The sequence below is a fragment of the Pseudomonas sp. GW821-FHT07G10 genome (genome assembly GCF_059418545.1).
In genome coordinates this window covers 185,571-210,909 of sequence record NZ_JBWKQB010000004.1, presented here as the reverse complement: position 1 = coordinate 210,909, position 25,339 = coordinate 185,571, and the positions used below count along the sequence as shown (strand labels likewise).

The 25,339-nt window shown below is 59.8% G+C and carries 23 protein-coding genes; 8 read left to right on the top strand and 15 right to left on the bottom strand.

The features are described 5' to 3' along the window. Positions 1–336: 336 nt before the first annotated feature. From AC07O1_RS08560 to AC07O1_RS08545, 4 genes are all read left to right on the top strand, one after another. Positions 337–645, top strand: a complete 309-nt coding sequence (locus AC07O1_RS08560) for an arsenate reductase (protein ID WP_494992550.1) — start codon at positions 337–339, stop codon at positions 643–645. A gap of 32 nt (positions 646–677) precedes the next feature. Further along, entirely contained in the window at positions 678–1,712 is a 1,035-nt protein-coding gene (gene dapD / locus AC07O1_RS08555; RefSeq protein WP_494992549.1) for a 2,3,4,5-tetrahydropyridine-2,6-dicarboxylate N-succinyltransferase, read from the top strand. A 77-nt stretch (positions 1,713–1,789) separates the two neighbouring features. Next, on the top strand, positions 1,790–2,995 hold the full coding sequence (locus AC07O1_RS08550; RefSeq protein ID WP_495088507.1) for an aminotransferase class V-fold PLP-dependent enzyme: 1,206 nt from the start codon (positions 1,790–1,792) through the stop codon (positions 2,993–2,995). After that, positions 2,992–3,399: a SufE family protein gene (locus AC07O1_RS08545; RefSeq protein ID WP_495088506.1), complete on the top strand. Its 408-nt coding sequence runs from the start codon at positions 2,992–2,994 to the stop codon at positions 3,397–3,399. The genes AC07O1_RS08550 and AC07O1_RS08545 overlap by 4 nt, the downstream gene beginning before the upstream one ends. A gap of 110 nt (positions 3,400–3,509) precedes the next feature. Here the strand turns inward: AC07O1_RS08545 and tcdA are convergent, their stop codons facing one another. Next, positions 3,510–4,319 carry a tRNA cyclic N6-threonylcarbamoyladenosine(37) synthase TcdA gene (tcdA, locus tag AC07O1_RS08540; protein ID WP_495088505.1) on the bottom strand — a complete coding sequence of 270 codons (810 nt, stop codon included), beginning with the start codon at positions 4,317–4,319 and terminating at the stop codon, positions 3,510–3,512. Between the two features lie 277 nt (positions 4,320–4,596). Here tcdA and AC07O1_RS08535 point away from each other — a divergent pair, with 277 nt between their 5' ends. The 4 genes from AC07O1_RS08535 to AC07O1_RS08520 all read left to right on the top strand — a co-directional run bounded on the left by AC07O1_RS08535 (position 4,597) and on the right by AC07O1_RS08520 (position 9,833). Further along, positions 4,597–7,188: a glycosyltransferase gene (locus AC07O1_RS08535; RefSeq protein WP_495088504.1), complete on the top strand. Its 2,592-nt coding sequence runs from the start codon at positions 4,597–4,599 to the stop codon at positions 7,186–7,188. A 222-nt stretch (positions 7,189–7,410) separates the two neighbouring features. Then, positions 7,411–8,562 carry a succinyl-diaminopimelate desuccinylase gene (gene dapE / locus AC07O1_RS08530; protein ID WP_495088503.1) on the top strand — a complete coding sequence of 384 codons (1,152 nt, stop codon included), beginning with the start codon at positions 7,411–7,413 and terminating at the stop codon, positions 8,560–8,562. Next, entirely contained in the window at positions 8,562–9,371 is an 810-nt protein-coding gene (locus AC07O1_RS08525) for a putative RNA methyltransferase (protein ID WP_494992543.1), read from the top strand. The genes dapE and AC07O1_RS08525 overlap by 1 nt, the downstream gene beginning before the upstream one ends. Positions 9,372–9,455: 84 nt before the next feature. Further along, positions 9,456–9,833, top strand: coding sequence for a hypothetical protein (locus AC07O1_RS08520; protein ID WP_495088502.1), 378 nt, complete (start codon positions 9,456–9,458; stop codon positions 9,831–9,833). Positions 9,834–9,891: 58 nt separating this feature from the next. Here AC07O1_RS08520 and AC07O1_RS08515 read toward each other — a convergent pair whose 3' ends face one another. The 14 genes from AC07O1_RS08515 to AC07O1_RS08450 form a co-directional block, all read right to left on the bottom strand. After that, entirely contained in the window at positions 9,892–10,218 is a 327-nt protein-coding gene (locus AC07O1_RS08515; protein WP_494992541.1) for a PA3694 family proteiin, read from the bottom strand. Further along, on the bottom strand, positions 10,215–11,129 hold the full coding sequence (locus AC07O1_RS08510) for an alpha/beta hydrolase (RefSeq protein ID WP_495088501.1): 915 nt from the start codon (positions 11,127–11,129) through the stop codon (positions 10,215–10,217). Before AC07O1_RS08510 ends, AC07O1_RS08515 begins: the two co-directional genes overlap by 4 nt. A gap of 83 nt (positions 11,130–11,212) precedes the next feature. Further along, positions 11,213–12,490, bottom strand: a complete 1,278-nt coding sequence (locus AC07O1_RS08505; RefSeq protein ID WP_494992540.1) for a flavohemoglobin expression-modulating QEGLA motif protein — start codon at positions 12,488–12,490, stop codon at positions 11,213–11,215. Between the two features lie 34 nt (positions 12,491–12,524). Next, positions 12,525–13,073, bottom strand: a complete 549-nt coding sequence (locus AC07O1_RS08500) for a hypothetical protein (protein ID WP_495088500.1) — start codon at positions 13,071–13,073, stop codon at positions 12,525–12,527. Between the two features lie 27 nt (positions 13,074–13,100). Next, entirely contained in the window at positions 13,101–13,805 is a 705-nt protein-coding gene (locus tag AC07O1_RS08495) for a TetR/AcrR family transcriptional regulator (RefSeq protein ID WP_495088541.1), read from the bottom strand. Positions 13,806–13,916: 111 nt separating this feature from the next. Beyond that, a complete protein-coding gene (gene lysS / locus AC07O1_RS08490; protein ID WP_495088499.1) occupies positions 13,917–15,419 on the bottom strand; it encodes a lysine--tRNA ligase in 1,503 nt (500 codons plus the stop codon). A gap of 126 nt (positions 15,420–15,545) precedes the next feature. Next, positions 15,546–16,641, bottom strand: a protein-coding gene (gene prfB, locus AC07O1_RS08485; RefSeq protein WP_494992537.1) for a peptide chain release factor 2 whose coding sequence is annotated in 2 segments (ribosomal slippage) — positions 15,546–16,568 and positions 16,570–16,641 — 1,095 coding nt in all. Because the reading frame shifts where the segments join, the coding sequence is not laid out codon by codon here. Positions 16,642–16,734: 93 nt separating this feature from the next. Continuing rightward, positions 16,735–17,736 carry a diguanylate cyclase domain-containing protein gene (locus AC07O1_RS08480; RefSeq protein ID WP_495088498.1) on the bottom strand — a complete coding sequence of 334 codons (1,002 nt, stop codon included), beginning with the start codon at positions 17,734–17,736 and terminating at the stop codon, positions 16,735–16,737. 48 nt (positions 17,737–17,784) lie between these two features. Beyond that, positions 17,785–18,798, bottom strand: coding sequence for a chemotaxis response regulator protein-glutamate methylesterase (locus AC07O1_RS08475; RefSeq protein ID WP_495010309.1), 1,014 nt, complete (start codon positions 18,796–18,798; stop codon positions 17,785–17,787). Continuing rightward, a complete protein-coding gene (locus AC07O1_RS08470; protein WP_495088497.1) occupies positions 18,795–21,122 on the bottom strand; it encodes a hybrid sensor histidine kinase/response regulator in 2,328 nt (775 codons plus the stop codon). Before AC07O1_RS08470 ends, AC07O1_RS08475 begins: the two co-directional genes overlap by 4 nt. Beyond that, positions 21,119–21,799: a chemotaxis protein CheW gene (locus tag AC07O1_RS08465; RefSeq protein ID WP_494992533.1), complete on the bottom strand. Its 681-nt coding sequence runs from the start codon at positions 21,797–21,799 to the stop codon at positions 21,119–21,121. The genes AC07O1_RS08470 and AC07O1_RS08465 overlap by 4 nt, the downstream gene beginning before the upstream one ends. Continuing rightward, positions 21,796–23,073, bottom strand: a complete 1,278-nt coding sequence (locus AC07O1_RS08460; RefSeq protein ID WP_495088496.1) for a CheR family methyltransferase — start codon at positions 23,071–23,073, stop codon at positions 21,796–21,798. Before AC07O1_RS08460 ends, AC07O1_RS08465 begins: the two co-directional genes overlap by 4 nt. Then, positions 23,070–23,606, bottom strand: coding sequence for a chemotaxis protein CheW (locus tag AC07O1_RS08455; protein WP_495088495.1), 537 nt, complete (start codon positions 23,604–23,606; stop codon positions 23,070–23,072). The genes AC07O1_RS08460 and AC07O1_RS08455 overlap by 4 nt, the downstream gene beginning before the upstream one ends. Then, on the bottom strand, positions 23,606–25,228 hold the full coding sequence (locus tag AC07O1_RS08450) for a methyl-accepting chemotaxis protein (protein ID WP_495088494.1): 1,623 nt from the start codon (positions 25,226–25,228) through the stop codon (positions 23,606–23,608). Before AC07O1_RS08450 ends, AC07O1_RS08455 begins: the two co-directional genes overlap by 1 nt. Between the last annotated feature and the right edge of the window lie 111 nt (positions 25,229–25,339).

Below are 25,339 nucleotides of genomic sequence, written 5' to 3'. Positions count from 1 at the left end.
GCTGCGTCATTGCAAGGGCTGGGTACCGTGCCGCAACCAGCGATTCTGAAGCGCGATTGCCAATCAATCGAATGCTAATGGCACCCGCTTGGCAACTGTTCGCCATTGAAGTGCCACATTAGTCGTTTAAGCTGCTGGCTGACCGCCGCACCAATGTCGCAACGGGCCTGGAAATCTGTAATACATTGCGACAAAGCTCGGCCGCAGCCGACGCCGAACCTGCCCGGTCGTGGCATAATCCGTCACCTTTCGTTTCCAGCATCTCCAAAGGGGGGCAATTCCTTGACCGCTTCAAGCAAAACGTTGCACCTTTTCGGCATCAAAGCTTGCGACACCATGAAAAAAGCGCGCACCTGGCTCGATGAAAACGCTGCCAGCTATGAATTCCATGATTACAAAGCGGCCGGAATTGACCGAGAACACCTGACCCAGTGGTGCGATGAGCACGGCTGGCAAGTGCTGTTGAACCGCGCAGGCACGACCTTTCGCAAACTCGACGACGAACGCAAAGCCGATCTCGACCAGACGAAAGCCATCGAACTGATGCTCGCACAACCTTCGATGATCAAGCGCCCGGTGCTCGATCTCGGTGACAGAACCCTGATTGGCTTCAAGCCAGATATCTACGCGGCAGCGCTCAAGTAAGCCAGCCCGTTCAATTTTGTAGAGGTAATCCCATGTCCACTACCCTGTTCAGCCTGGCCTTCGGTGTCGGCACCCAGAATCGTCAAGGCGCGTGGCTGGAAGTGTTTTACGCCCAGCCGCTGCTCAATCCGTCGGCCGAACTGGTCGCCGCTATTGCCCCGATTCTGGGTTACACCGAAGGTAATCAGGCCATCGCGTTCAGCACTGCCCAGGCTTCGCAACTGGCTGAAGCACTCAAAGGCGTCGACGCCGCGCAAGCCGCATTGCTGACCCGCCTGGCCGAAAGCCACAAGCCGCTGGTCGCCACGTTGCTGGCAGAAGACGCGCAATTGAGCTCCACCCCTGAGGCCTACCTCAAACTGCACCTGCTGTCCCATCGTCTGGTCAAGCCTCACGGCCTGAACCTGGCCGGCATTTTCCCGCTGCTGCCGAACGTCGCCTGGACCAGCCAGGGTGCGATCGACCTCGCGGAACTCGCCGAGCATCAACTCGAAGCCCGTCTGCGTGGCGAGTTGCTGGAAGTATTCTCGGTAGACAAGTTCCCGAAAATGACCGACTACGTGGTACCGAGCGGTGTGCGGCTGGCTGACAGCGCGCGGATTCGTCTGGGCGCCTACATCGGCGAAGGCACCACCGTGATGCACGAGGGTTTCGTCAACTTCAACGCCGGCACCGAAGGCCCGGGCATGATCGAAGGTCGCGTTTCGGCTGGCGTGTTCGTCGGCAAGGGTTCGGACCTGGGCGGCGGTTGCTCGACCATGGGCACCCTGTCGGGCGGCGGCAACATCGTGATCAAGGTCGGCGAAGGCTGCCTGATCGGCGCCAACGCCGGTATCGGCATTCCGTTGGGCGATCGCAACACCGTAGAGTCCGGCCTGTACGTGACCGCTGGCACCAAAGTGGCTCTACTGGACGAGAACAACAAGCTGGTCAAGGTGCTCAAGGCCCGTGAACTGGCTGGCCAGCCTGACCTGTTGTTCCGCCGTAATTCGGAGACCGGTGCCGTGGAGTGCAAAACCCACAAGTCGGCCATCGAACTGAACGAAGCGCTGCACGCTCACAACTAAGCAGCGACTCGATGCCAACGGAGCCTGTCGGGCGTTTATAATCAGCATCCGACAGGCTCAAACGAGTCTTGACCACCATGCTTGTGCCCTCTGCCTGGCGCGCCGACTTCCCGGCCATCGCCGCATTGCAACGGCAAGACCAGACCTATCTGGATAACGCCGCCACCACTCAAAAACCCCAAGCCCTGCTGGACGCCCTGACGCACTACTACGCCAATGGTGCGGCCAATGTCCATCGAGCCCAACACCTGCCCGGCGCCCACGCCACTCAGGCGTTCGAAGACAGCCGCAGCAAGGTCGCGCATTGGCTCAATGCAGGCGAAAGCGGGCAAATCATCTTTACCCACGGCGCGACCTCCGCGCTGAACCTCCTGGCCTATGGTCTGGAACACCAATTCAATGCCGGTGATGAAATTGTCATCAGCGCCCTGGAACATCATGCCAACCTGCTGCCTTGGCAACAGCTGGCCCTGCGTCGCGGCCTTGAGCTGATCGTCTTGCCATTGGACGCCGACGGCTTGATCGATCTCGATGCCGCGGCAAGCCTGATCGGCCCGCGTACTCGCCTGCTGGCGGTCAGCCAGTTGTCCAACGTACTCGGCGCCTGGCAGCCGTTGCCGGCGCTTTTGGCGATGGCCAAGGCCCATGGTGCCTTGACCGTGGTCGATGGCGCTCAAGGTGTTGTCCATGGGCGACACGATGTGCAGGCTTTGGGCTGCGATTTCTATGTATTTTCCAGCCACAAGCTTTACGGACCGGACGGCCTCGGCGTGCTCTACGGCCGCAGTGAGGCGCTGCACCAATTACGCCACTGGCAGTTCGGTGGCGAAATGGTGCAAAACGCGGACTACCAGCACGCCTCCTTCCGACCCGCCCCGCTCGGTTTCGAAGCCGGAACACCGCCGATTGCCAGTGTGATCGGCCTCGGTGCGACCCTCGATTACCTGAGCGGGCTCGATCTGGATGCGGTCAACGCCCATGAGGCCGCATTGCATGCCTATCTGCTGCAAGGTTTGCATGCGCGCAAAGGCGTTCGCCTGCTGGGCAAACCTGAGGTAGCGCTGGCCAGCTTTGTCGTCGAGGGCGTGCACAACTCTGACCTCGCGCATTTGCTGACCGAACAAGGAATTGCCGTACGCGCCGGCCATCATTGCGCGATGCCGTTGCTCAAAGGCTTGGGTCTTGCGGGAGCGATTCGGGTGTCGTTGGCACTGTACAACGACTCCGAAGACCTGGAGCGCTTCTTTGAGGCGCTGGATCAAGCCCTGGAGTTGTTGCGATGAGTTTGCCCGCCGAAGCGCTGACGGCGCTGGAAACCTTTCAGAGCGCCGCCGGATGGGAACAGCGAGCGCGCCTGCTGATGCAGTGGGGCGATCGACTACCGGCCTTGAGCGATGTGGAAAAGACCGAGGCCAATCGGGTGCAGGGCTGTGAAAGTCAGGTTTGGTTGCTGGGTACGTTGCAGGACGACCATTGGCAATTCACCGCCAGCAGCGATGCGCGGTTGATTCGTGGCTTGGTGGCGTTGCTGCTGGTACGGGTCAACGGTTTGTCTGCAGAGGATTTGCAGCAGATCGACTTGCCGGACTGGTTCAACCAGTTGGGCCTGGCCCGGCAGTTGTCACCATCGCGCAGCAATGGCCTGAATGCCGTATTGCAGAGGATGCGGGAGTTGGCTGGGTACTGATGATCGTTCCCATGCTCTGTGAGGGAATGCCTCAATGGAGGCTCTGCGTCCGCTCTTGTGACGCAGAGCGTCACGGGCTGCATTCCCACGCGGAGCATGGGAACGATCTATCAAGCAGGTTTGACCCGATCCGCCGGCCGCCGTACCCCGGCAACTATCTTGTCCACAGCCTTGGTCGCGGCGACCATGCCGAAGGTCGCCGTTACCATCATCACGGCGCCAAAACCGCCCGCGCAGTCAAGTTTCACGCCGTCGCCGACAAAACTCTTCTGCAAGCAAATACTGCCGTCCGGTTTCGGGTAACGCAGTTGTTCCGTAGAAAACACGCAGGGCACGCTGTAATGGCGGGTCACTGTGCGGGAGAAGCCGTAATCACGGCGCAAGGTGGAGCGGACCTTGGATGCCAGAGGGTCATTGAAGGTACGGTTCAGGTCACAGACCTGAATCAGCGTGGGGTCGATCTGCCCCCCGGCGCCGCCGGTGGTGATTATCTGAATCTTGCGGCGTTTGCACCAGGCGATCAGCGCCGCCTTGGCGTTGACGCTGTCGATGCAGTCGATTACGCAATCGATGTCTGCTGTGATGTACTCGGCCATGGTCTCGCGAGTGACGAAGTCGGCCACGGCATGCACCGTGCAGGCTGGGTTGATCCCGCGCAAGCGCTCAGCCATCACCTCGACCTTGGCCTGACCGACGGTGCTGTCCAATGCGTGCAACTGACGATTACTGTTGCTGACACAAACATCGTCCAGATCGAACAGCGATATCTCACCGACCCCGCAACGGGCGATGGCTTCCGCCGCCCAGGAGCCAACTCCGCCGACCCCGACGATCGCCACATGGGCCGCACGCAAGCGCTCCAGACCTTCGATGCCGTACAAACGGGCAACGCCAGCAAACCGCGGATCTTCTGTACTCATGACCATTACCCCAAAAACCGGCGCGCATTATAGGGCCGATGCTGGCCAAGAGCACCTTTGCGCTATGAACGGTGGCCAAGCCTCTTTCAATAGGCTAATCAGCGCGGTTATTTGAGCTACAAAAACAGCCGATAAGAACTTAAGTGAAGAGCCGTTGCCCAACGGCGACCTTCTCTTCACATGCTGTACGGTAAGTTGAAGGTCAGTGTAGGATGCGCGCCGTTTGGCACCTGCCAACAGTTCCTTCGTTCCACACCCTTTGGAACCCGAAATCTCTATGTCATCGCGTAAATTTGGACTCAATCTGGTGGTGGTTCTGGCAATCGCCGCGCTATTCACCGGCTTCTGGGCGCTGATCAATCGCCCGGTCACGGCCCCCAACTGGCCTGAACAGATCTCCGGTTTTTCTTACTCGCCGTTCCAGCAAGGGCAGTACCCACAGAAAGACCAGTATCCATCCGACGATGAAATGCGTCGTGATCTGGAGATCATGAGCAAGCTGACCGACAACATCCGTACCTACTCGGTCGACGGCACGCTTGAGGACATCCCGAAGCTGGCTGAAGAGTTCGGCCTGCGGGTAACCCTGGGGATCTGGATCAGCCCGGATCAAGAGCGTAACGAGCGCGAAATCACCCGTGCCATTGCACTCGCCAACAGCTCACGCAGTGTTGTGCGCGTCGTCGTAGGCAACGAAGCGATCTTTCGCAAGGAAATCACCGCCAAGGAACTGAGCGTTCTGCTTGATCGCGTGCGCGCGGCCGTCAAGGTTCCGGTCACCACGTCCGAGCAATGGCACGTCTGGGAAGAACATCCAGAGCTGGCCAGGCACGTCGACCTGATCGCGGCCCACGTCCTGCCTTATTGGGAGTTCATCCCGATGGACAAGGCCGGTCAGTTCGTCCTGGACCGTGCCCGTGACCTGAAAAAGATGTTCCCGAAAAAACCTCTGCTGCTGTCCGAAGTGGGCTGGCCGAGCAACGGCCGCATGCGCGGTGGTGCTGATGCGACCCCGGCTGACCAGGCTATTTACCTGCGCACACTGGTGAACAAACTCAACCGCCAGGGCTTCAACTACTTCGTGATTGAAGCATTTGACCAGCCATGGAAAGCCAGCGACGAAGGTTCGGTAGGCGCGTATTGGGGCGTTTACAACGCCGCGCGTCAGCAGAAATTCAACTTTGAAGGCCCGGTGGTTGCGATTCCGCAATGGCGAGTACTGGCCATCGGCTCGGTCGTCCTGGCCTTGTTGTCCTTGACCCTGCTGATGATCGACGGTTCGGCCCTGCGTCAGCGTGGCCGCACCTTCCTGACCTTTGTCGCGTTCCTTTGCGGTTCGGTGCTGGTGTGGATCGGCTACGACTACAGCCAGCAATACAGCACCTGGTTCAGCCTGACGGTGGGTTTCTTGCTCGCCCTCGGTGCGCTCGGGGTGTTTATCGTGCTGCTGACTGAGGCCCACGAACTGGCCGAAGCGGTCTGGACCCACAAACGCCGGCGCGAATTCCTGCCGGTGGTGGGCGATTCCGACTACCGTCCAAAAGTCTCGATCCACGTGCCCTGCTACAACGAGCCACCGGAGATGGTCAAACAGACCCTCGATGCGCTGGCCAACCTCGACTATCCGGACTTCGAAGTCCTGATCATCGACAACAACACCAAGGACCCGGCAGTCTGGGAACCGGTACAGGCCTACTGCGAGACGCTCGGCCCGCGCTTCAAGTTCTTCCACGTCGCGCCACTGGCCGGCTTCAAGGGTGGCGCGCTGAATTACCTGATTCCGCGCACCGCGCCGGACGCCGAAGTCATCGCGGTGATCGACTCCGATTACTGTGTCGAGCCGAACTGGCTCAAGCACATGGTGCCGCATTTCGCCGACCCGAAAATCGCCGTGGTGCAGTCACCGCAGGATTATCGCGACCAGAACGAAAGCACCTTCAAGAAGCTCTGCTACTCGGAATACAAAGGCTTCTTCCACATCGGCATGGTCACCCGTAACGACCGTGACGCGATCATCCAGCACGGCACCATGACCATGACCCGCCGTTCGGTGCTCGAAGAACTGGGCTGGGCCGACTGGTGCATCTGTGAGGACGCCGAGTTGGGTCTGCGGATATTCGAAAAAGGTCTGTCGGCGGCGTATTACCACACCAGCTATGGCAAGGGCCTGATGCCCGATACCTTTATCGACTTCAAGAAACAGCGTTTCCGCTGGGCCTACGGAGCGATTCAGATCATCAAGCGTCACACCGCAAGCCTGTTGCGCGGTAAAGACACCGAACTGACCCGTGGCCAGCGCTATCACTTCCTCGCGGGTTGGTTGCCGTGGGTCGCGGACGGCATGAACATCTTCTTCACTGTCGGCGCTCTGCTGTGGTCGGCGGCGATGATCATCGTGCCGCAACGGGTCGATCCACCGCTGTTGATTTTCGCAATCCCGCCATTGGCGTTGTTCGTGTTCAAGGTCGGCAAGATCATCTTCCTCTACCGTCGTGCGGTCGGGGTCGACATGAAGGATGCGTTCGCGGCGGCACTGGCGGGTCTGGCGTTGTCCCACACCATTGCCAAGGCGGTGCTGTACGGCTTCTTCACCAGCAGTATTCCGTTCTTCCGTACGCCGAAAAATGCCGACAACCACGGCTTTTGGGTGGCGATCTCGGAAGCCCGTGAAGAGATGTTCATCATGCTGCTGTTGTGGGGCGCGGCGCTGGGGATATTCCTGGTGCAGGGCATACCGAGCAACGACATGCGCTTCTGGGTGACCATGTTGCTGGTGCAGTCGCTGCCGTATCTGGCCGCGCTGATCATGGCGTTCCTGTCTTCACTGCCAAAACCTGCGCCAGAGACAGAGCCGGCACCTGCCGCCTAAATCTGCGCAAACCACTAAACGGCGGCCTCTGGTCGCCGTTTTGCTTTAAGATATCCACCATTTTGCGCGCCCAGTCCCACGACCGCAGGAGCAGGGGGGGCGCCGAGCCCTTGCCCGCGATTGAAGCGACTCGGTGTAACAGACAAACCTCATCATCGTTCTTCGCGGGCAAGCGGAACGCCGCCCGGCCCGCTCCCACACCAATGCTTTCGGAGTTATTACATGACGGCCCACGCCGACCTTTCGCCGACCCTTCAACTGGCCATCGACCTGATCCGCCGTCCCTCCGTCACGCCGGTCGACGCCGATTGCCAGAAGCAGATGATGCAGCGCCTGGGCGATGCCGGCTTCAAGCTGGAGCCAATGCGCATCGAGGATGTGGATAACTTTTGGGCGACCCACGGCAAACACGAAGGCCCGGTGCTGTGCTTCGCCGGCCACACCGACGTGGTCCCGACCGGCCCGGTGCAAGCCTGGCAGACAGACCCATTCGACGCACTGATCGACGAACACGGCATGCTCTGCGGCCGTGGCGCGGCCGACATGAAAGGCAGCCTGGCCGCCATGACCGTGGCGGCCGAGCGGTTTGTCAGCGACTACCCGGATCACAAAGGCTCGGTGGCCTTCCTGATCACCAGTGACGAAGAAGGCCCGGCTCATCACGGCACTAAAGCGGTGATCGAGCGCCTCGTTGCCCGCAAGGAACGTCTGGACTGGTGCATCGTCGGCGAGCCGTCGAGCACCGCCCTGGTCGGTGATGTGGTGAAAAACGGTCGGCGCGGCTCCCTCGGAGCCAGGCTCACCGTACGCGGTGTGCAAGGTCACGTGGCCTACCCGCACCTGGCGAAGAACCCGATCCATCTCGCTGCCCCGGCGCTGGCGGAACTTGCCGCCGAGCATTGGGACAATGGCAACAGCTTCTTCCCGCCTACCAGCTTCCAGATCTCCAATCTGAACTCCGGCACCGGTGCGACCAACGTGATCCCGGGTGATCTGGTTGCCGTGTTCAACTTCCGTTTCTCCACCGAGTCGACCGTCGAAGGCCTGCAACAGCGGGTCGCCGATATCCTCGACAAGCATGGCCTGGACTGGCACGTGGAGTGGGCGCTGTCCGGTCTGCCGTTTCTCACCGAACCGGGCGCGTTGCTCGATGCCGTATCGGACAGCATCAAGGCCATTACCGGCCGTGAAACCAGGGCTTCCACCAGCGGCGGCACGTCCGACGGGCGCTTCATCGCGACCATGGGCACCCAAGTGGTCGAATTGGGCCCGGTCAACGCGACGATCCATCAGGTCAATGAGCGAGTGCTCGCCAGCGACCTCGATGTACTGACCGAAATCTACTACCAGACCTTGATCAAGTTGCTCGCCTGATGCTCACCTGCCCTATCTGCACCGCGCCGCTGAGCGCGGTCGACAATGGAGTGGTCTGCCCCGTCGGGCACCGCTTCGACCGCGCGCGCCAAGGTTACCTGAACCTGCTGCCGGTGCAGCACAAGAACAGCCGCGATCCCGGCGACAACCAAGCCATGGTCGAAGCGCGCCGTGATTTCCTTAACGCCGGCCATTACGCACCGGTGGCCAGGCGCCTTGCCGAACTGGCCGCCGAACGTGCGCCACAGCGCTGGCTGGATATCGGTTGTGGTGAGGGTTACTACACCGCACAAATCGCCGAAGGATTGCCCAACGCTGACGGTTACGCCCTGGATATCTCCCGCGAAGCGGTGAAACGCGCCTGCCGGCGCAATCCGAAGCTGACCTGGTTGATCGCCAGCATGGCCCGCGTACCTTTGGCCGATGCCAGCTGCCAGTTCCTCGCCAGCGTCTTCAGCCCTCTGGACTGGCAGGAAGCCAAACGCCTGCTCAGCCCCGGTGGTGGCTTGATGCGCGTCGGACCGACCAGCGGTCACTTGATGGAATTACGCGAGCGCCTGTATGACGAAGTCCGCGATTACGCCGACGACAAGCATTTGGCCCTGGTACCAGAAGGCATGCAGCTGCAACACAGTGAAACCCTGGACTTTAAACTCAGCCTGGTCGCGCCCCAGGACCGCGCCAACCTGCTGGCAATGACGCCCCACGGCTGGCGCGCCAGTGCCGAACGCCGGGCGAATGTCATCGAACAGGCCGAGCCGTTCGAGGTCAGCGTATCAATGCGCTACGATTACTTCGTTCTTCAATAACCCATTAATTTATGGTCTTGAGCATTAGTCTTGAGGCCGACTAAATCCGCGAATGGATTTTTCAGACCCGCAGTGAGGACATCCATGCGCCAACCCGATATCGAGATTTACCTGAAAGACGCCGACGTTGATCACAAGGCCATTGCGGCCTGGCTCGGCACGGCTCTGGGCCCTTGCACCGACTGGGAGCAGAAAGGCCAGACTTACAAATGCAAGGCCGGCAATGTGCCAGTAACCTGGCTGCCGAAGGCTGTGGGCAAGTGGAACAGCCTGCACCTGGACAGCGACCAGACCCCATGGGACGACGATATCGCCTGCGCTCGCGCCGCTTTCGCCGCGTTGAACGTCGAGGTGCGTTGCGCACCGGGTAGCTGGGTTGAGGATGAAGGCGAGGAAACGGCTGATCGCTGGATTCGCATCAGCGTTGATGGTGAAGAAGAGATCACCTGGCATACAGCGTAATTCACTGCCATAAATCCGGAATCTGTTAAGGATTCCGGATTTATGGCTGACTGTAGCATCACTGCTCCAGCTGCGGCGTCTCCTGGCCCATGCAGCGCACAGCCTTCTTCTTGTTATTGACCAACACGCCGGTCAAGCCTTTCTGCTCGGTGTCGAACAGCACCAGCACACCATCAACGCATTGCGCCACTTCAGCAGCGGGCTCCAGGGAGATTTTGTAATCCTCGCCTGGCTGCGTCTTGAGCATGGTGAAATCGTTCAAAAGCAGCGCATCTTCCGGTTTGGCGAAGTGCAGGTAGCCGTAGTACCACAGGCATGCCACGGTGCCGAGGATGCTGCAGATACCGGTGATGATGAGGGGGATGGCGTTACGTTCTTCACTCATTGCGGACTCTCTGGGGGTTCAACTTCTGAATTCGGGGGTAGCGGGTAATTCGGGACTTCGCCCAGCCGGCGCAGGCCGTTGAAATGCTGCGGGTCATCCAGATAGCGCAGCATGACTTTTCGCCAGATCGGGTCGGCAAAGGTCTGCACATGACCTCCGCGGGTCAATTGCAGCACCCTGGGCGGCGGCGCAGCTTGATACAGACGGATAGCGCTGGAAAGAGGCACGATCGGATCATCGATGCTGTGGTAGATCAATTTCGGTACACCGCGCAGTTGCGGCATGACGTTGATTGCGCTGTCAGCGTCCGGCACCAGCCAGGACAATGGCACCTGAAACGGCCAGGTTAGCCAGGAGGTGCTCAAGGCGGAGCGCCCGACATCACGGTAACTGGCCGGCACGCTGTCAAGAATGAGCGCCTTGAGCTGGTGCTGGCGCTCGGGATGTTCGACCAAATAGTGCACGGCCAGCGCACCACCGAGGCTCTGACCGAGAAGCACCAGCGGTTTGCCTTGAACCTCAGGGGCCTTGTCCAGCCATTGGAATGCTGCGTCGATGTCCCGATAAATCTCCGGCAGCCGCGGCTCACCTTCAGACAGGCCATAGCCGCGATAGTCCACCAGCAGCACCTGATAACCCTCCTTCGGCAGCCACCAACTACCCCCCAGGTGCCAGGCCAGATTACCGCCATTGCCGTGCAGATGCAGCACCGTGCCTTTGAGCGCCACGCCAGCCTTGGCCGGCAGCCACCAACCGTGCAGTTTGATGCCATCCGCCGTGGTCAGGGTGACGTCGCGGTATTGCAGTCGGGCTTTTTGCGGAGTGAACGGCAGACCGGGCTCGGGGTAGAACAGCAAGGAGCTGCAGCCGTTCAAGGTCAGTAACAGACAAAAAATGCCGAGGATTCTCATCCGTTTGAAACCTCGCAAAAAATGGTGGGACATCTGATCGTTCCCACGCAGAGCGTGGGAACGATCAATGCAATGGTGTGTTGTTACAGGATATTCGAGTAGTCCGCCTCGATCCGGTCCAGGCTCAGGTGATTGAGGAAGTTGGAGAAGCACATCCAGGCCGACAAAGCGTTCATGTCACGAAACTGGTCCGGCAAATACTTGGGCGGTACGATCAGGCCTTCGTCCAACAACTGGCGCAAGGTGCGCATGTCTTCCAGAGTGGTCTTGCCACAAAACAACAAGGGTATCTGCTCAAGCATGCCCTTACGCACGGCCAACTGAATGTAGTTGTAAACCATGATAAAGCCCTTGAGGTAGGACAAGTCTTTGGTAAATGGCAGACCATTAGGCACTGATCCGCGGAACACCCGACTGGCATTGCTATAGCTTTGCTCCGCCTCGAAGCCTTGTTCGCGGAAGAACTCGAAGATCTGCAAGAAATCCGCCCCCTCTTCCACCATGTGAATAGCGCGGGTGCGGTTGGTCAGTTTGCGCAGGCGGCTTGGATAGGAAGCAAAGGTAATGATTTCCATCAGGATCGCCAGGCCTTCCTGGGTCACGGTCGAGGACGGTGGGCCCTTGGACAGGAAGGTGCAGATCGGCTGGTTCAGGCCATTGAGCGTGGTGCCGACGTGTACCAGCCCCTCATGGACCTCCAAAGCACGCACGTCACGGTTGTTGAACATCGCATCGGTGCGGATCTTGATGTAGTCGGCACCGGCTGCCGCGTCAGCGACGATCCCGTCGGACTCGAACACCCGGATGGTGTCCTCGGCTTCGCCAAAGACTTTGTTCAAGCGGCATTGCAGCAGATGGACAGCCTCTTTGGAGGTCAAGGTCTTGGGTTCGTCCTTGAGGTCGCCACGGCCGTCGATGTTGTTCAGATAATCGGAGAGCATCAGGCCCAGGTCGGCCAGGGTCGGGTCACCGGCATGGAAGGCGTCGGAGGCCGCGCCATAAAGCTCTTGGGAGATCAGACCGAAATCTTCGGTGCCGCGCGCTTCGAGCATGCGCACCACCATGCGGTATTCCTTGCACATACGCCGCATGATCTGCCCGACCGGGTTGAACTGACCCAGTTGACGGGTGATGTCACGCTCGATGTTCTGGAACTCCAGCTTCACCGCACTGGAGTCGAACGACAGTGGGCGATTGAGGTAGTAGTCGCGGTCGACGGCAGGCATTTCCTTGCCTTTGGCCTTGAGGAATCCTTTGCGGATGTTCTCGTCCCACTTGACCGCATCCAGTACGCGGATTGGTGTTTGCGCCAGCACTATGCGATCGGACAAAGTGCGTATCGTCTGCTGGTAATCGTCCACCCGAAACTCCTATTGATAACGTTCTATGCCGCGTTTACTTGCCCGAACGCTGGAAGCGCGCCGCTTCGATGAATACGTCAGAGTTGGCGGGATCATCCAGATAGGCGAACACCTGTTCCAGCGGGTTGCTGATCAGAACACCATCGCCTTCTTTGGTTTCAAACCGCTCGCCACTCAAGGCCTCTTGCCCCAGCGCCTGGCGAATCTGCTCCAGGTCCAGGTTGTAGACCACCAATTCATGGTTATCGGTCAACTCGAAACCGGCGATAGTGAAGTGGCCGCCGAATTGATCCGGCACCGCCGCCGACAAGTACCAGCGGCTGCCATGGCGGGAAACGGTGAAGTCATAAGCCTCGCGCTGTTTCGGCTCGCCTTTGGGGTAGCTGACAGCCTTGTAGCGATTGGTCGCGACGCGGCTCAGCTCAAGGTTGAGCGCCCCGCCCCAGACGTTCTTGCTCGTCCATTTGCCGAGCAGCGCGGCAGGTGCCGCCTGATCAGCCGGCAGTGGCTGCCTGACACTCACCAGACAGCCACTGAGCAGCAGAAACGACATGGCGATCACGACCTCACGCCAGGACTTCATTCAACACTCCTTTGAACACCGCGGTCGTCACACGGAGGCCAGCACCAAATGCATGTAACGCGTAAGGATACCGAGCATTTCTTCCTCGGCCGCTGGTTCCGCGTCATTGAGCAGGCCCTGATATTCCATCCGTCCGATTATAGCCGTCAACACTTTGGCATCTTGTTGTGGCTCACGGGAACCCAATACCTGGAAAAAATGGCAAGTGCCCTGTAGGAGGATTTGCTGATGCGAACGCACCAACAGCGCCAGACGCGGGTTGAGTAGTGCCTCCTGGCGAAATGCCTGCTCGGCCATCAAGTGTTCACGGCGGTTGTGCAATTGGCGCTGCACATAGTCGGCGGTCAACCGGGCAATGTCGTCAGCCAGTTGTGAACGAGACTCCCGGCTGCCGTCACCGAAAGCGACCATCTCGCGCAGCAAGCCCTCGCTATTGGCCCAGAATTTGGCCATGTAGGCTGCACTGCGCTCCACATATTGAGCGAAGGTATCGGTGAGCAGGTCATCGATATCCTTGAAATAGTAAGTAGTCGCCGACAACGGCACATTGGCCTCGGCAGCCACTGCGCGGTGACGCACCGCACGCACGCCATCACGCACGACGATACGCATCGCGGCATCGAGAATAACCTGTCGGCGCTGCTCGCTTCCCTGTCGGCTGGCCTTGCGGCCCTGGTACTGAACACTTTCAGCGACCGCAGTGGCGATTCCAGCTGCACCTTCTAGAGCAATTGCACCATTCACGACAGATATTCCTCTCACATCACTATGAATTAGAAGTACGTCAGTTCCACACAGACAATAAAAAGCCGCCTGATGTAGGCGGCTTCTTATTCATAACACTTACGCTTGCGGCCGCATATGCGGGAACAGGATCACGTCACGGATCGACGGAGCATCGGTGAGCAACATCACCAGACGGTCGATACCGATACCTTCACCGGCGGTTGGTGGCATGCCGTATTCCAGCGCACGAACGAAGTCGGCGTCGTAGTGCATGGCTTCGTCGTCACCGGCGTCCTTGTCGGCCACCTGGGCCTGGAAGCGCTCGGCCTGGTCTTCCGCGTCGTTCAACTCGGAGTAGGCGTTGGCGATTTCGCGGCCTCCGATGAACAGCTCGAAACGGTCGGTGACGTTCGGGTTGGTGTTGTTGCGACGTGCCAGCGGCGACACTTCGAACGGGTATTCGGTGATGAAGGTCGGCTGTTCCAGCTTGTGCTCCACCAGCTCTTCGAAAATCATGGTTTGCAGCTTGCCCAGGCCTTCGAAGCCTTTGACGTCGGCGCCGGCCTTCTTGGCGATGGCACGGGCCGTGTCGATGCTTTCCAGGTCCGCGGCGGTGATTTCCGGGTTGTACTTGAGGATTGAAGCAAACACCGAGATGCGCTGGAACGGCTGGCCGAAGTGGAACACCTTGCCCTGATAAGGCACGTCGGTGCTGCCCAGAACCAGCTGCGCCAGTTCACGGAACAGTTCTTCGGTCAGGTCCATGTTGTCTTCGTAGTCAGCGTAGGCCTGGTAGAACTCGAGCATGGTGAACTCGGGATTGTGCCGGGTCGAAACGCCTTCGTTACGGAAGTTGCGGTTGATCTCGAACACACGCTCGAAACCGCCGACCACCAGACGCTTGAGGTACAGCTCCGGCGCGATGCGCAGGTACATGTCCAGGTCCAGGGCGTTGTGGTGGGTTTCGAACGGTTTGGCCGCAGCGCCGCCCGGAATGGTCTGCAGCATCGGCGTTTCGACTTCGAGGAAGTCGCGCTTCATCAGGAAGCTGCGGATGTGCGCGATCACTTGCGAACGCACGCGGAAGGTCTGACGCACGTCTTCGTTGACGATAAGGTCGACGTAGCGCTGGCGATAACGGGTTTCGGTATCGGTCAGGCCGTGGTGCTTGTCCGGCAGCGGGCGCAGGGACTTGGTCAGCAGGCGCACGTTGGTCATTTCAACGTACAGGTCGCCTTTGCCGGAACGGGCCAGGGTGCCTTCGGCGGCAATGATGTCGCCCAGGTCCCAGGTCTTGACCGCGGCCAGGGTTTCTTCCGACAGGGTTTTACGGTTGACGTAGACCTGGATGCGCCCGGACATGTCCTGGATCACCATGAAGGAACCACGGTTGAGCATGAGACGACCGGCCACCTTGACCGGGATCGCTGCCTCTGCCAGCTCTTCCTTGGTCTTGTCCGCGTACTTCTTCTGCAAGTCTTCGCAGTAGGCGTCGCGGCGGAAGTCGTTGGGGAAGGCCTGGCCCTTGGCGCGCTCGGCAGCAAGCTTTTCCTTGCGCAGGGCGATCAGGGAGTTTTCTTCCTGTTGCAGGGCTTGCGGGTCGAGTTGTAGGTCGCTCATGTCTTTAAATTTTCCATCACAGGTTCGTTGCCCCTGCCTTGCGGCAGGGTTCGCGGGCAAGGACTAGGCGTCCCCCCATGCTCCTACATGATCACCGCAGCTGCGCAGTGATCATGTATGGCTGCTTTACAGCCCTTGCTTGAGGCTTGCCACCAGGTATTCGTCGATATCACCGTCAAGCACCTTGTCGCAATCGCTGCGTTCGACGCTAGTACGAAGATCCTTGATCCGCGACTGGTCGAGCACGTACGAGCGAATCTGGTGACCCCAGCCGATGTCCGACTTGGTGTCTTCCAGGGCTTGCGAGGCGGCGTTGCGTTTCTGCACTTCCTGCTCGTACAAGCGCGCCCGCAACATTTTCATCGCGGTGTCTTTGTTGGCGTGCTGGGAACGTTCGTTCTGGCAACTGACCACGGTGTTGGTCGGTACGTGGGTAATACGTACAGCCGAGTCGGTGGTGTTTACGTGCTGACCACCGGCACCGGAGGAGCGATAGGTATCGATCCGCAAATCCGACGGGTTGATGTCGATTTCGATGTTGTCATCGATTTCCGGCGAGACGAAAACTGCCGAGAACGAGGTGTGACGACGGTTACCGGAGTCGTATGGGCTCTTGCGCACCAGACGGTGCACGCCGATTTCGGTACGCAGCCAGCCAAAGGCATATTCACCCTTGATGTGCACGGTCGCGCCTTTGATCCCGGCAACTTCACCGGCGGACAACTCCATGATGGTCGCCTCGAAACCGCGTTTATCCGCCCAGCGCAGGTACATGCGCAGCAGGATATTGGCCCAGTCCTGGGCTTCGGTGCCGCCGGAACCGGATTGAATGTCCAGGTACGCGTTATTGGCGTCCATCTCGCCGCTGAACATCCGACGGAATTCGAGCTTCTCGAGGGATTCGCGCAGACGCTCCACTTCAGCGGCAACGTCGTCTACAGCCGCCTGGTCTTCTTCCTCGGCAGACATCAGCAACAGGTCTTTGGCATCGGCCAGACCGCTGTGCATTTCATCGAGGGTATCGACGATCTGGGCCAGCAAGGAACGCTCGCGGCCTAGATTCTGGGCGTATTCAGGGTTGTTCCAGACACTCGGATCTTCAAGCTCGCGATTGACTTCGGTCAGACGCTCATGCTTTTGATCGTAGTCAAAGATACCCCCGAATAGTTTCGGAGCGCTCGGACAGGTCCTTGATACTGTTAAGGATCGGGTTGATTTCCATGGCGGGCAGCACTCGTTGGCGAACTTTTGAAAGCCGACGAGTATAACGCAATCAGGCTGTCAAGGCAGCCCGCTTGGCCGATGGGGCCCTACTTCATTCAATCCCCACCTGATTACGCCCATTGTTTTTCGCCAGGTACAAACCTTTGTCGGCTGCCGAGATCAGTTGCCGGCAATCAGTGCCCTGCTGCGGGGTCATGGTCGACAGGCCGATGCTGATGGTCAGGCTCGAGCCTTCGGTCGGGGAGATATGCGTAATTCCCAGCGCAGCCACAGTCTGACGCAGTTTCTCGGCCACCAGCCGCGCGCCACCCGGCGAGGTATTGGGCAGCACCAGGACGAATTCTTCGCCGCCATAACGGGCTGGCAGGTCGGACGGTCGACTGCTGGCGTCGCGAATGGTCGTGGCGACTTTGCGCAGGGCTTCATCGCCCTCCAGATGGCCGAAGTTATCGTTGTAGGACTTGAAGTAGTCGACATCGATCATCAACAGTGAAAGTTGCGTCTGATCGCGCAGGGCTCGCCGCCATTCCAGCTCGAGGTATTCATCAAAATGCCGGCGATTGGACAGCCCGGTCAGGCCGTCGGAGTTCATCAACCGCTGCAGCACCAGATTGGTGTCGAGCAACTGCTGCTGGCTGACCCGCAACGCGCGATACGCCGCATCACGTTGCAGCAGGGTCATGTAAGAACGCGAGTGATAGCGGATACGCGCGACCAGTTCGATATTGTCCGGCAGCTTGACCAGGTAATCGTTAGCGCCTGCGGCAAACGCCGCGCTCTTGATCAAGGGATCCTCCTTGGTCGACAGCACGATGATGGGAATATCCTTGGTCGCCGGGTGGTTGCGGTATTCACGTACCAGACTCAGGCCGTCCAGACCGGGCATGACCAGATCCTGAAGGATCACCGTCGGCTTGATGCGGATCGCCTGAGCGATGGCCTGATGCGGGTCGGCGCAGAAGTGGAAATCGATATTCTCTTCATGGGCCAGCCCGCGCCGCACAGCCTCACCGATCATTGCCTGATCATCGACCAACAACACCATCGCGGCATTTTCATCGGTTTTGAAATCGTCGAGCTGCAAGTCATGCATGTGCGGTCACCTGAATTACTACCTGGTCAGGAAAGCTGTTTTTGTCAGTCATTTGGCAAATATCTCCAGCAATCGTGGCGCAATCTTGTTCAGTGGGCGGATTTCGACGGCTGCGTCGATGGCAGCTGCTGCCTTGGGCATCCCATACACCGCACTGCTGTTTTGGTCCTGAGCGATGGTCAGGAAGCCTTGCTGGCGCATCAATTTGAGCCCCTGAGCGCCATCACGGCCCATGCCGGTCAGCAATACGCCGACCGCATCGCCATCCCAGTAGCTGGCCACGCTCTCAAAAAAAACGTCGATCGACGGCCGGTAGATCTCGTTGACCGGCTCGGCGGTGTAGGCCAGTGTGCCGTCCTTCAAGAGTCGGATATGGTGGTTGGTGCCGGCTAACAGCACCGTACCGCTTTGCGGCGGCTCACCCTCTTGCGCCAGGCGCACCTTCAATCCGGACGCACTGCTCAGCCATTCGGCCATACCGGCAGCGAACACCTGGTCAACGTGCTGAACCAGCACGATGGCCGCGGAAAAATCAGTGGGCAGACCCTTGAGCAAGACTTCCAGCGCCGCCGGGCCACCAGCGGAAGAGCCGATGGCCACCAGGCTTTGGCGCTGCACCATGGTGCGCAGCGACGTCGGGGCCGAGCGCGCCCGGCTGCCGCCGCTCTGGCCGATCAGCCAGCCGATATTGAGGATCTTGCGCAGCAATGGCGCTGCGGCTTCTTTGGCATTACCCGCACCGACAGCCGGAGTGTCGACCACATCCAGTGCGCCATGGCCCATGGCCTCGAACACTCGATGGACGTTCTGCTGGCGGTCGCCGGTAACAATCACGATAGCGCACGGGCTCTCGGCCATGATCCGCCGGGTTGCTTCCACGCCATCCATCACCGGCATGATCAAGTCCATCAGGATCAGGTCCGGCGTCAGCCCGGCGCAGAGCTTTACCGCCTCGGCACCATTGCTCGCGACCCAGACCACTTCGTGCTCAGGTTCGAACGCCAGCGCGCGACGCAAGGCCTCTACCGCCAGTGGCATGTCATTGACGATAGCGATCTTCATGCCGGGGCTCCTCCAATGAGTTCCTCTACCGCATCGAGCAAAGCGTCGTCATGGAAACTGGCTTTGGCTAGATAATAGTCGGCTCCAGCGTCCAGTCCACGACGCCGGTCTTCTTCGCGATCCTTGTAGGAAACCACCATGACCGGCAGCGACTGCAAACGATTGTCGCGACGCAACAGGGTGACCAATTCAATGCCGTCCATTCGGGGCATATCGATGTCGGTGATCAGCAAATCGAAGTCTTCGGCACGCAAAGCGTTCCAACCGTCCATTCCGTCTACCGCGACGGCGACGTCGTAACCGCGATTGAGCAACAGTTTGCGCTGTAACTCGCGGACCGTCAGCGAATCGTCGACCACCAGAATGCGTTTGCGCGCGACTTCCACAGCCTGGTGGTTGTGCCGGGCGATGCGCTCCAGACGGCCAGTATTGAGCAGTTTGTCCACCGAACGCAGCATGTCTTCGACGTCGACGATCAGCACCACGGAGCCGTCGTCCAGCAGCGCTCCGGCGGAAATGTCCTGAACCTTGCCCAACCGATCATCCAGCGGCAGCACCACCAACGTGCGCTCGCCAATAAAGCGCTCGACGGCCACTGCGTACACCGCATCGCGCTCGCGGATCACCACCACTTTGAGGGTTTGATCGTTACTCTGAGCCGCCGGACGCTGTAACAGCTGGCTGGCCGCGACCAGACCGACATGCCGGCCTTCGTGCCAGAAATGCTGACGCCCTTCGACTTGTACTATCTCGTCCGGCTCCAGGTCGCACATGCGTTCGATGTGCGCCAGCGGGAAGGCATAAGCCTCTTCACCCACCTCGACTACCAGACTGCGCACCACCGACAGGGTCAACGGCACTTCAAGATGAAAGCGGCTGCCCTCGCCCGCTGTCTGCTCCAGTATCACGGCGCCACGAAGCTGTCGGACCATATGCTGAACCGCGTCCAGTCCAACTCCGCGCCCGGACACTTCGGTGACCTTGTCCCGCAGGCTGAAGCCCGGCAAAAACAGGAATGTCAGCAGTTCTTCTTCGCTCAACCGGGCAGCGGTTTCGGCCGGAGACAATTGGCGCTCGACGATGCTGCGACGCAGGTGTTCGAGGTCTACTCCATTACCGTCATCGCTCAGCTCCAGTACCAATAGCCCAGCCTGGTGGGAGGCGCGCAGCCGGATCAAGCCTTCGGCGGGCTTACCCGCCAACATCCGTTGCTCAGGCATTTCGATGCCATGATCCACCGCATTGCGCAGCAAATGGGTCAGCGGCGCTTCGAGCTTTTCAAGCACATCACGGTCGACTTGGGTCTTGTCGCCTTCGATCTCCAACCGCACTTGCTTACCCAGACTACGACCCAGATCACGAACCATCCGCACCTGCCCGGCCAACACATCGGCGAACGGCCGCATGCGACAGGCCAGTGCCGTGTCATACAGCACCTGAGCGCGTTGACTGGCCTGCCAGCCGAACTCATCCAGCTCGGCGGTTTTCTCGGCCAACAGTTGCCGGGATTCGGCGAGCATGCGCCGGGCATCGCCCAGCGCTTCCTGGGCTTGCAGGCTCAACTCGCTCTCTTTGAGATGAACATTGAGATTTTCCAGGGCTCGCAAACTGTTGCTTTGCATGCGTTTGAGACGCTGCATGGTCGCCAGCCAAGGCTTGAGTCGCTGGGTTTCTACCAAGGATTTGCTCGACAGATCGAGCAAGCTGTTCAGCCGCTCAGCGGTAACCCGCAGCACCCGTTCGCCGCCTTCGGTAACGCGCGTGGCTTTAGGCGACATTTCGATGGGCGCGGCAAGCAACGGTTCCGGCTCCAGCAACGGCGCTTCGGACTCAAGCCCGGCACGGGGCAAATCGACTTGCAGCTCAGCCATCAGCAGCATGACCGAATCAAGGATTGGCGCGGCAGGCGGTGCCACGTTGACGGTCAATGCCGCGGGATCGAGCAACCGGCCCATCAAGGCGACGTAGGCCTCGATATCGCTCGGCCCCACATTGTCGCTACCCGGTGTAGCGATGCGCATCAGAACGTCTGTGCCTTGCAGCAAGGCGTCGATGTGTTCGGGTTGCAGGTGCAGGCGCCCCTCCTGGGCGCTGACCAGGCAGTCCTCCATCACATGCGCCACGCTGACTCCGGCATCCACACCGACAATCCGCGCGGCGCCCTTGAGCGAGTGCGCTGCACGCATGCAGGCTTCCAGTTGATCGGCCTGAGTCGGGTTGCGCTCGAGTGCCAGCAAGCCGGCGCTGAGCACTTGAGTCTGCGCTTCGGCCTCCAGACTGAAGAGTTCGAGCAGCGATGAGTCACGCATTTGATCGGGGGTCATGTGAGGCTCCGGGTCACGGCTGACAGCAACTGTTCTTCATCCAGCCAGCGCAAGCTGCGACCTCTGAACTGCAATACGCCACGGGTGTACCTGCCAGCGGTTTGTGAGCCGGAACTGGAGGCGGCGCTCAAGGTGCGTTCATCGATGGCATGAATCCCGTCCACCTCATCCACCGGCACCACCACCGGGCCGCCGTGGGCAGCAATGATCAACATGCGCGGCATGACCCGCGCCCCGGAGACAACGCCAGTGGTGGCGTCCAGCCCCAGCAGTTCCACCAGTGACAGGCAGGCGACCAGGGCGCCGCGCACATTCGCCACGCCCAGCAACGCTCGCGAACGCTGGTGCGGCAAAGAATGGATCGGCTGCAACGGCGCAACCTCCGCCAGGCAGCGGGTGACCAGCCCCAACCACTCTTCGCCCAGGCGAAACATCAACAGTGAACGGGTGACGACATCATTCTCGACTGCAATCGACTGTCGATGATCCTCTTGTTGCAACGCATAACGATCGAGCAGGCGGGTCGCGGCAGCGGAATACACCGCGCAGTTGCGACAATGAATATGTTCAGGCAGCAGCGGGCAGGACTTGTCACCGTGGATACCGATCCGGTTCCAGCAGTCATCGATGGCCTGCGCATCCTCATGGGTCACGTTCAACGAAACAGATCCGGTCATCGTTTACGCTCACTGTCAGCGGTGCGCTCGCTACGGGCGGCGCGTTCCTGCAATCGGCGGGCACCCGTGGCGTCGCCTTGGGAAGCCAGCAAGGCCGCCAGGTGCATCAGGGTTTCAGGGTGCTGCGGCTGCAAATACAGCGCCTTGCGATAGAAGCCCTGAGCCTCCAATACGCTGCCGGCGACATCGCAGAGCAAACCCAACCAATAAAACACTTGAGCTACCGGCTCATGGTTATGCAGGTACTGCTCACAGGCCGCTCGCGCCTCAGTGCTTTTGCCTTCATTGGCCAACGCCTCGATATTGGCGAGCAAGGCCGCTGCATCATTCACCGCAGCACAAGGTTTGCCGGGGCTGATCACTGGCGCAACGCTGGTAAAGGGTCGGCTGCGAAGCGGCGGCTGCGCCACATCGCTTATTGGCTGACGCACCGGCAACGGTATCGGGTTAAAGACAGGCAACGGCTCGGGGTCAGACTCGCGGTGATGCCTGAAAGCAAAGGACTGTGCAATGCCGATCGAATGCATGCCCAATCGCCCCAGCAGGCCGCCTTCGGCCGGGCCGATAAACAGCACGCCGTCGACATGGGTCAGGCGCTTGATGACGTCAAGCACCTGTCGCTGAGTCGGCGGGTCGAAGTAAATCAGCAGATTGCGGCAGAACACAAAGTCATAGGGCGATTCATTGGCCAGCAATGCAGGATCAAGCAGGTTGCCCACCTGCAAGCGCACCTGCTCACGCACCCGTTCACTGAGAACGTAGCCCTGCTCCTGCGCGCTGAAGTGGTGCTCGCGAAAGTCGGTCTGTTGCCCACGAAAGGAGTTCTTGCCATACACCGCACGCTTGGCGCGCTCGACCGACAAGGCGCTGACATCCAGCCCTTCGACCTTGAACTGATGGGGCGCAAACCCGGCATCAAGCAAGGCCATGGCAATCGAATACGGTTCTTCGCCGGTAGAGCACGGCAAGCTGAGAATCCGTAATGCACGCATGCCCTTGATCTCGGCCAGACGGCCCTTCGCCAACGTGGCCAGGGCAACGAAGGATTCCGGATAACGAAAAAACCAGGTTTCCGGCACGATCACGGCTTCAATCAGCGCCTGCTGCTCATCCTGCGATTGCTGCAGTGTGAGCCAGTACTCATTCACGGTCTGCGCTTGCTGCGCGATGCTACGCTGGCGGACGGCTCGCTCAATGAGCGCCGCCCCTACGGACGCCACGTCCAGGCCAATGCGTTCTTTGAGGAAGTCGAAAAAGCGCTGGTCGTTGCTCACGGGCGCTCCTCAAACAGAGCGAGATCCAGCGGCGGCGACGGAAACAGCAGTGCGCGGACCTGGGCATCGAGCAAATCATCGACCCGAATCCATTGCAGCAAGCCTTGCTGGTCTTCGCGCACCAGCCCCAGATAAGGCGCCTGGCGATTGTCCAGGCCGTACGGTTTAAAGTCCGCCGGATTGCAGCGCAGGGTATCGGTGGCCTGTTCAAGAATCAGCCCGAGCAATTGCCCGGGCCCAGACGCTTGCGCTCGATAGTGCACCAGCACCAGGCGAGTGCTGGTGCGCACTTGGGCCGGCTGGCCGAAGGTCAGCGCACTGAGGTCGATCACTGGCACCACCACGCCACGGTAGGCAAACACCCCGGCGACCCAGGGCGGCGCTTTCGCGATCGGCTTGAGTGGCAGGCGCGGCAGCACTTCGGCCACCTCGATGGCCTGCAGGGCATAGCGTTCGTTGCCGATACGGAACAGCAAAAACAACGAATGTTTCGGCGTCATTCCGGCGCCGCGTTTCGCCGCGAACTCGCTCATCAGACTTTGAAACGCGAGACGCCGCTACGCAGCCCCACCGCCACCTGGCTCAGCTCATCGATGGCGAAGCTGGCCTGACGCAGGGACTCTACCGTCTGGCTGCTGGCATCGCCCAGCTGCACCAACGCGTGGTTGATCTGCTCGGCACCGGTGGCCTGGGCCTGCATGCCTTCGTTGACCATCAACACCCGCGGCGCCAGCGCCTGAACCTGATGAATGATCTGCGACAGCTGCTCGCCTACCTGTTGAACTTCGGACATGCCACGACGCACTTCTTCGGAGAACTTGTCCATGCCCATGACACCCGCCGACACCGCCGACTGGATCTCACGGACCATCTGCTCGATGTCATAGGTGGCCACGGCGGTCTGATCCGCCAGACGCCGTACTTCGGTAGCCACCACCGCGAAACCGCGGCCATATTCACCGGCCTTCTCGGCTTCGATCGCAGCGTTGAGGGACAGCAGGTTGGTCTGGTCGGCGACCTTGACGATGGTCACCACCACCTGATTGATGTTGCCGGCCTTCTCATTGAGGATCGCCAGTTTGGCGTTGACCAGATCGGCCGCCCCCATTACCGAGTGCATGGTGTCTTCCATGCGGGCCAGGCCTTGCTGACCAGAACCGGCCAGCACCGAAGCCTGGTCGGCGGCGGTAGAAACTTCGGTCATGGTGCGCACCAGATCGCGCGATGTCGCAGCGATTTCTCGCGAAGTGGCACCGATTTCCGTGGTGGTGGCAGCGGTCTCTGTCGCAGTAGCCTGCTGCTGCTTGGAGGTGGCGGCAATTTCCGTGACCGAGGTAGTGACCTGCACCGAAGAGCGCTGGGCCTGGGAAACCAGAGAAGTGAGCTCGGTCATCATGTCGTTGAAGCCGGTTTCTACGGCACCGAATTCGTCCTTGCGCTCCAGATTCAAGCGCCTGCTCAAGTCCCCCGTACGCATGATGTCGAGGATCTGCACGATCCGGTTCATCGGCGCCATGATTGCGCGCATCAACAGCAGACCGCACAGACCGGCAGCGATTACCGCGATCAGTAAAGAGACGCCCATACTGATTTTTGCTGCGGTTACCGCGGAACCGATAGCCCCGGTGGCATTACCCGCCTGATCACGATTGCGGTCGATCATGCCGTTCAAATGCTTGCGGCCAGCGATCCACGCAGGCGTCAGTTCATTCTCCAGCGCGAGGCGAGCCTGTTCGTATTCTTTGCGCTGATAGAGATCGATGACGTTCTTCAGTGTCTGATCGAACGCTTGATGACGCACTTCAAACTCGTCGAAAGAGGCACGATCGTCCGAGTCGAAGACGGTTTTGCGATAGTTATCCATCTGCGCCTTCAAGCGCTCTTCGAAGCTCTTGTACAACGCCTGGTCAGCAGCGCTGATGTCCCGATGTCCGGAGAGGCCAACGATCTGCTGGGTCAGGACGTAGCTGTCGACCCAGGCACTGCGAATCATCGAACTGTAATACACCCCCGGAACAGCGTCCGTTCGGACCGTTTCCTCGCTGGTCTCGATCTTCAGCAGACTGGAGAACGAGACCATGACCATCAGCAACATGATGGCGATAATTACCGCAAAGCTCGCCAAAATGCGTTGGCGCAACGTCCAGTTCTTCACAGTCGATCCTCGGGGGCATTCAAATGGAGGGGAGTATAGCCGAGGGCGGCTCATCATTTAGCAGTGGGTTGCGCACCACGTCTCACCCAGGGTGAAGAAAGTCAGCATCTG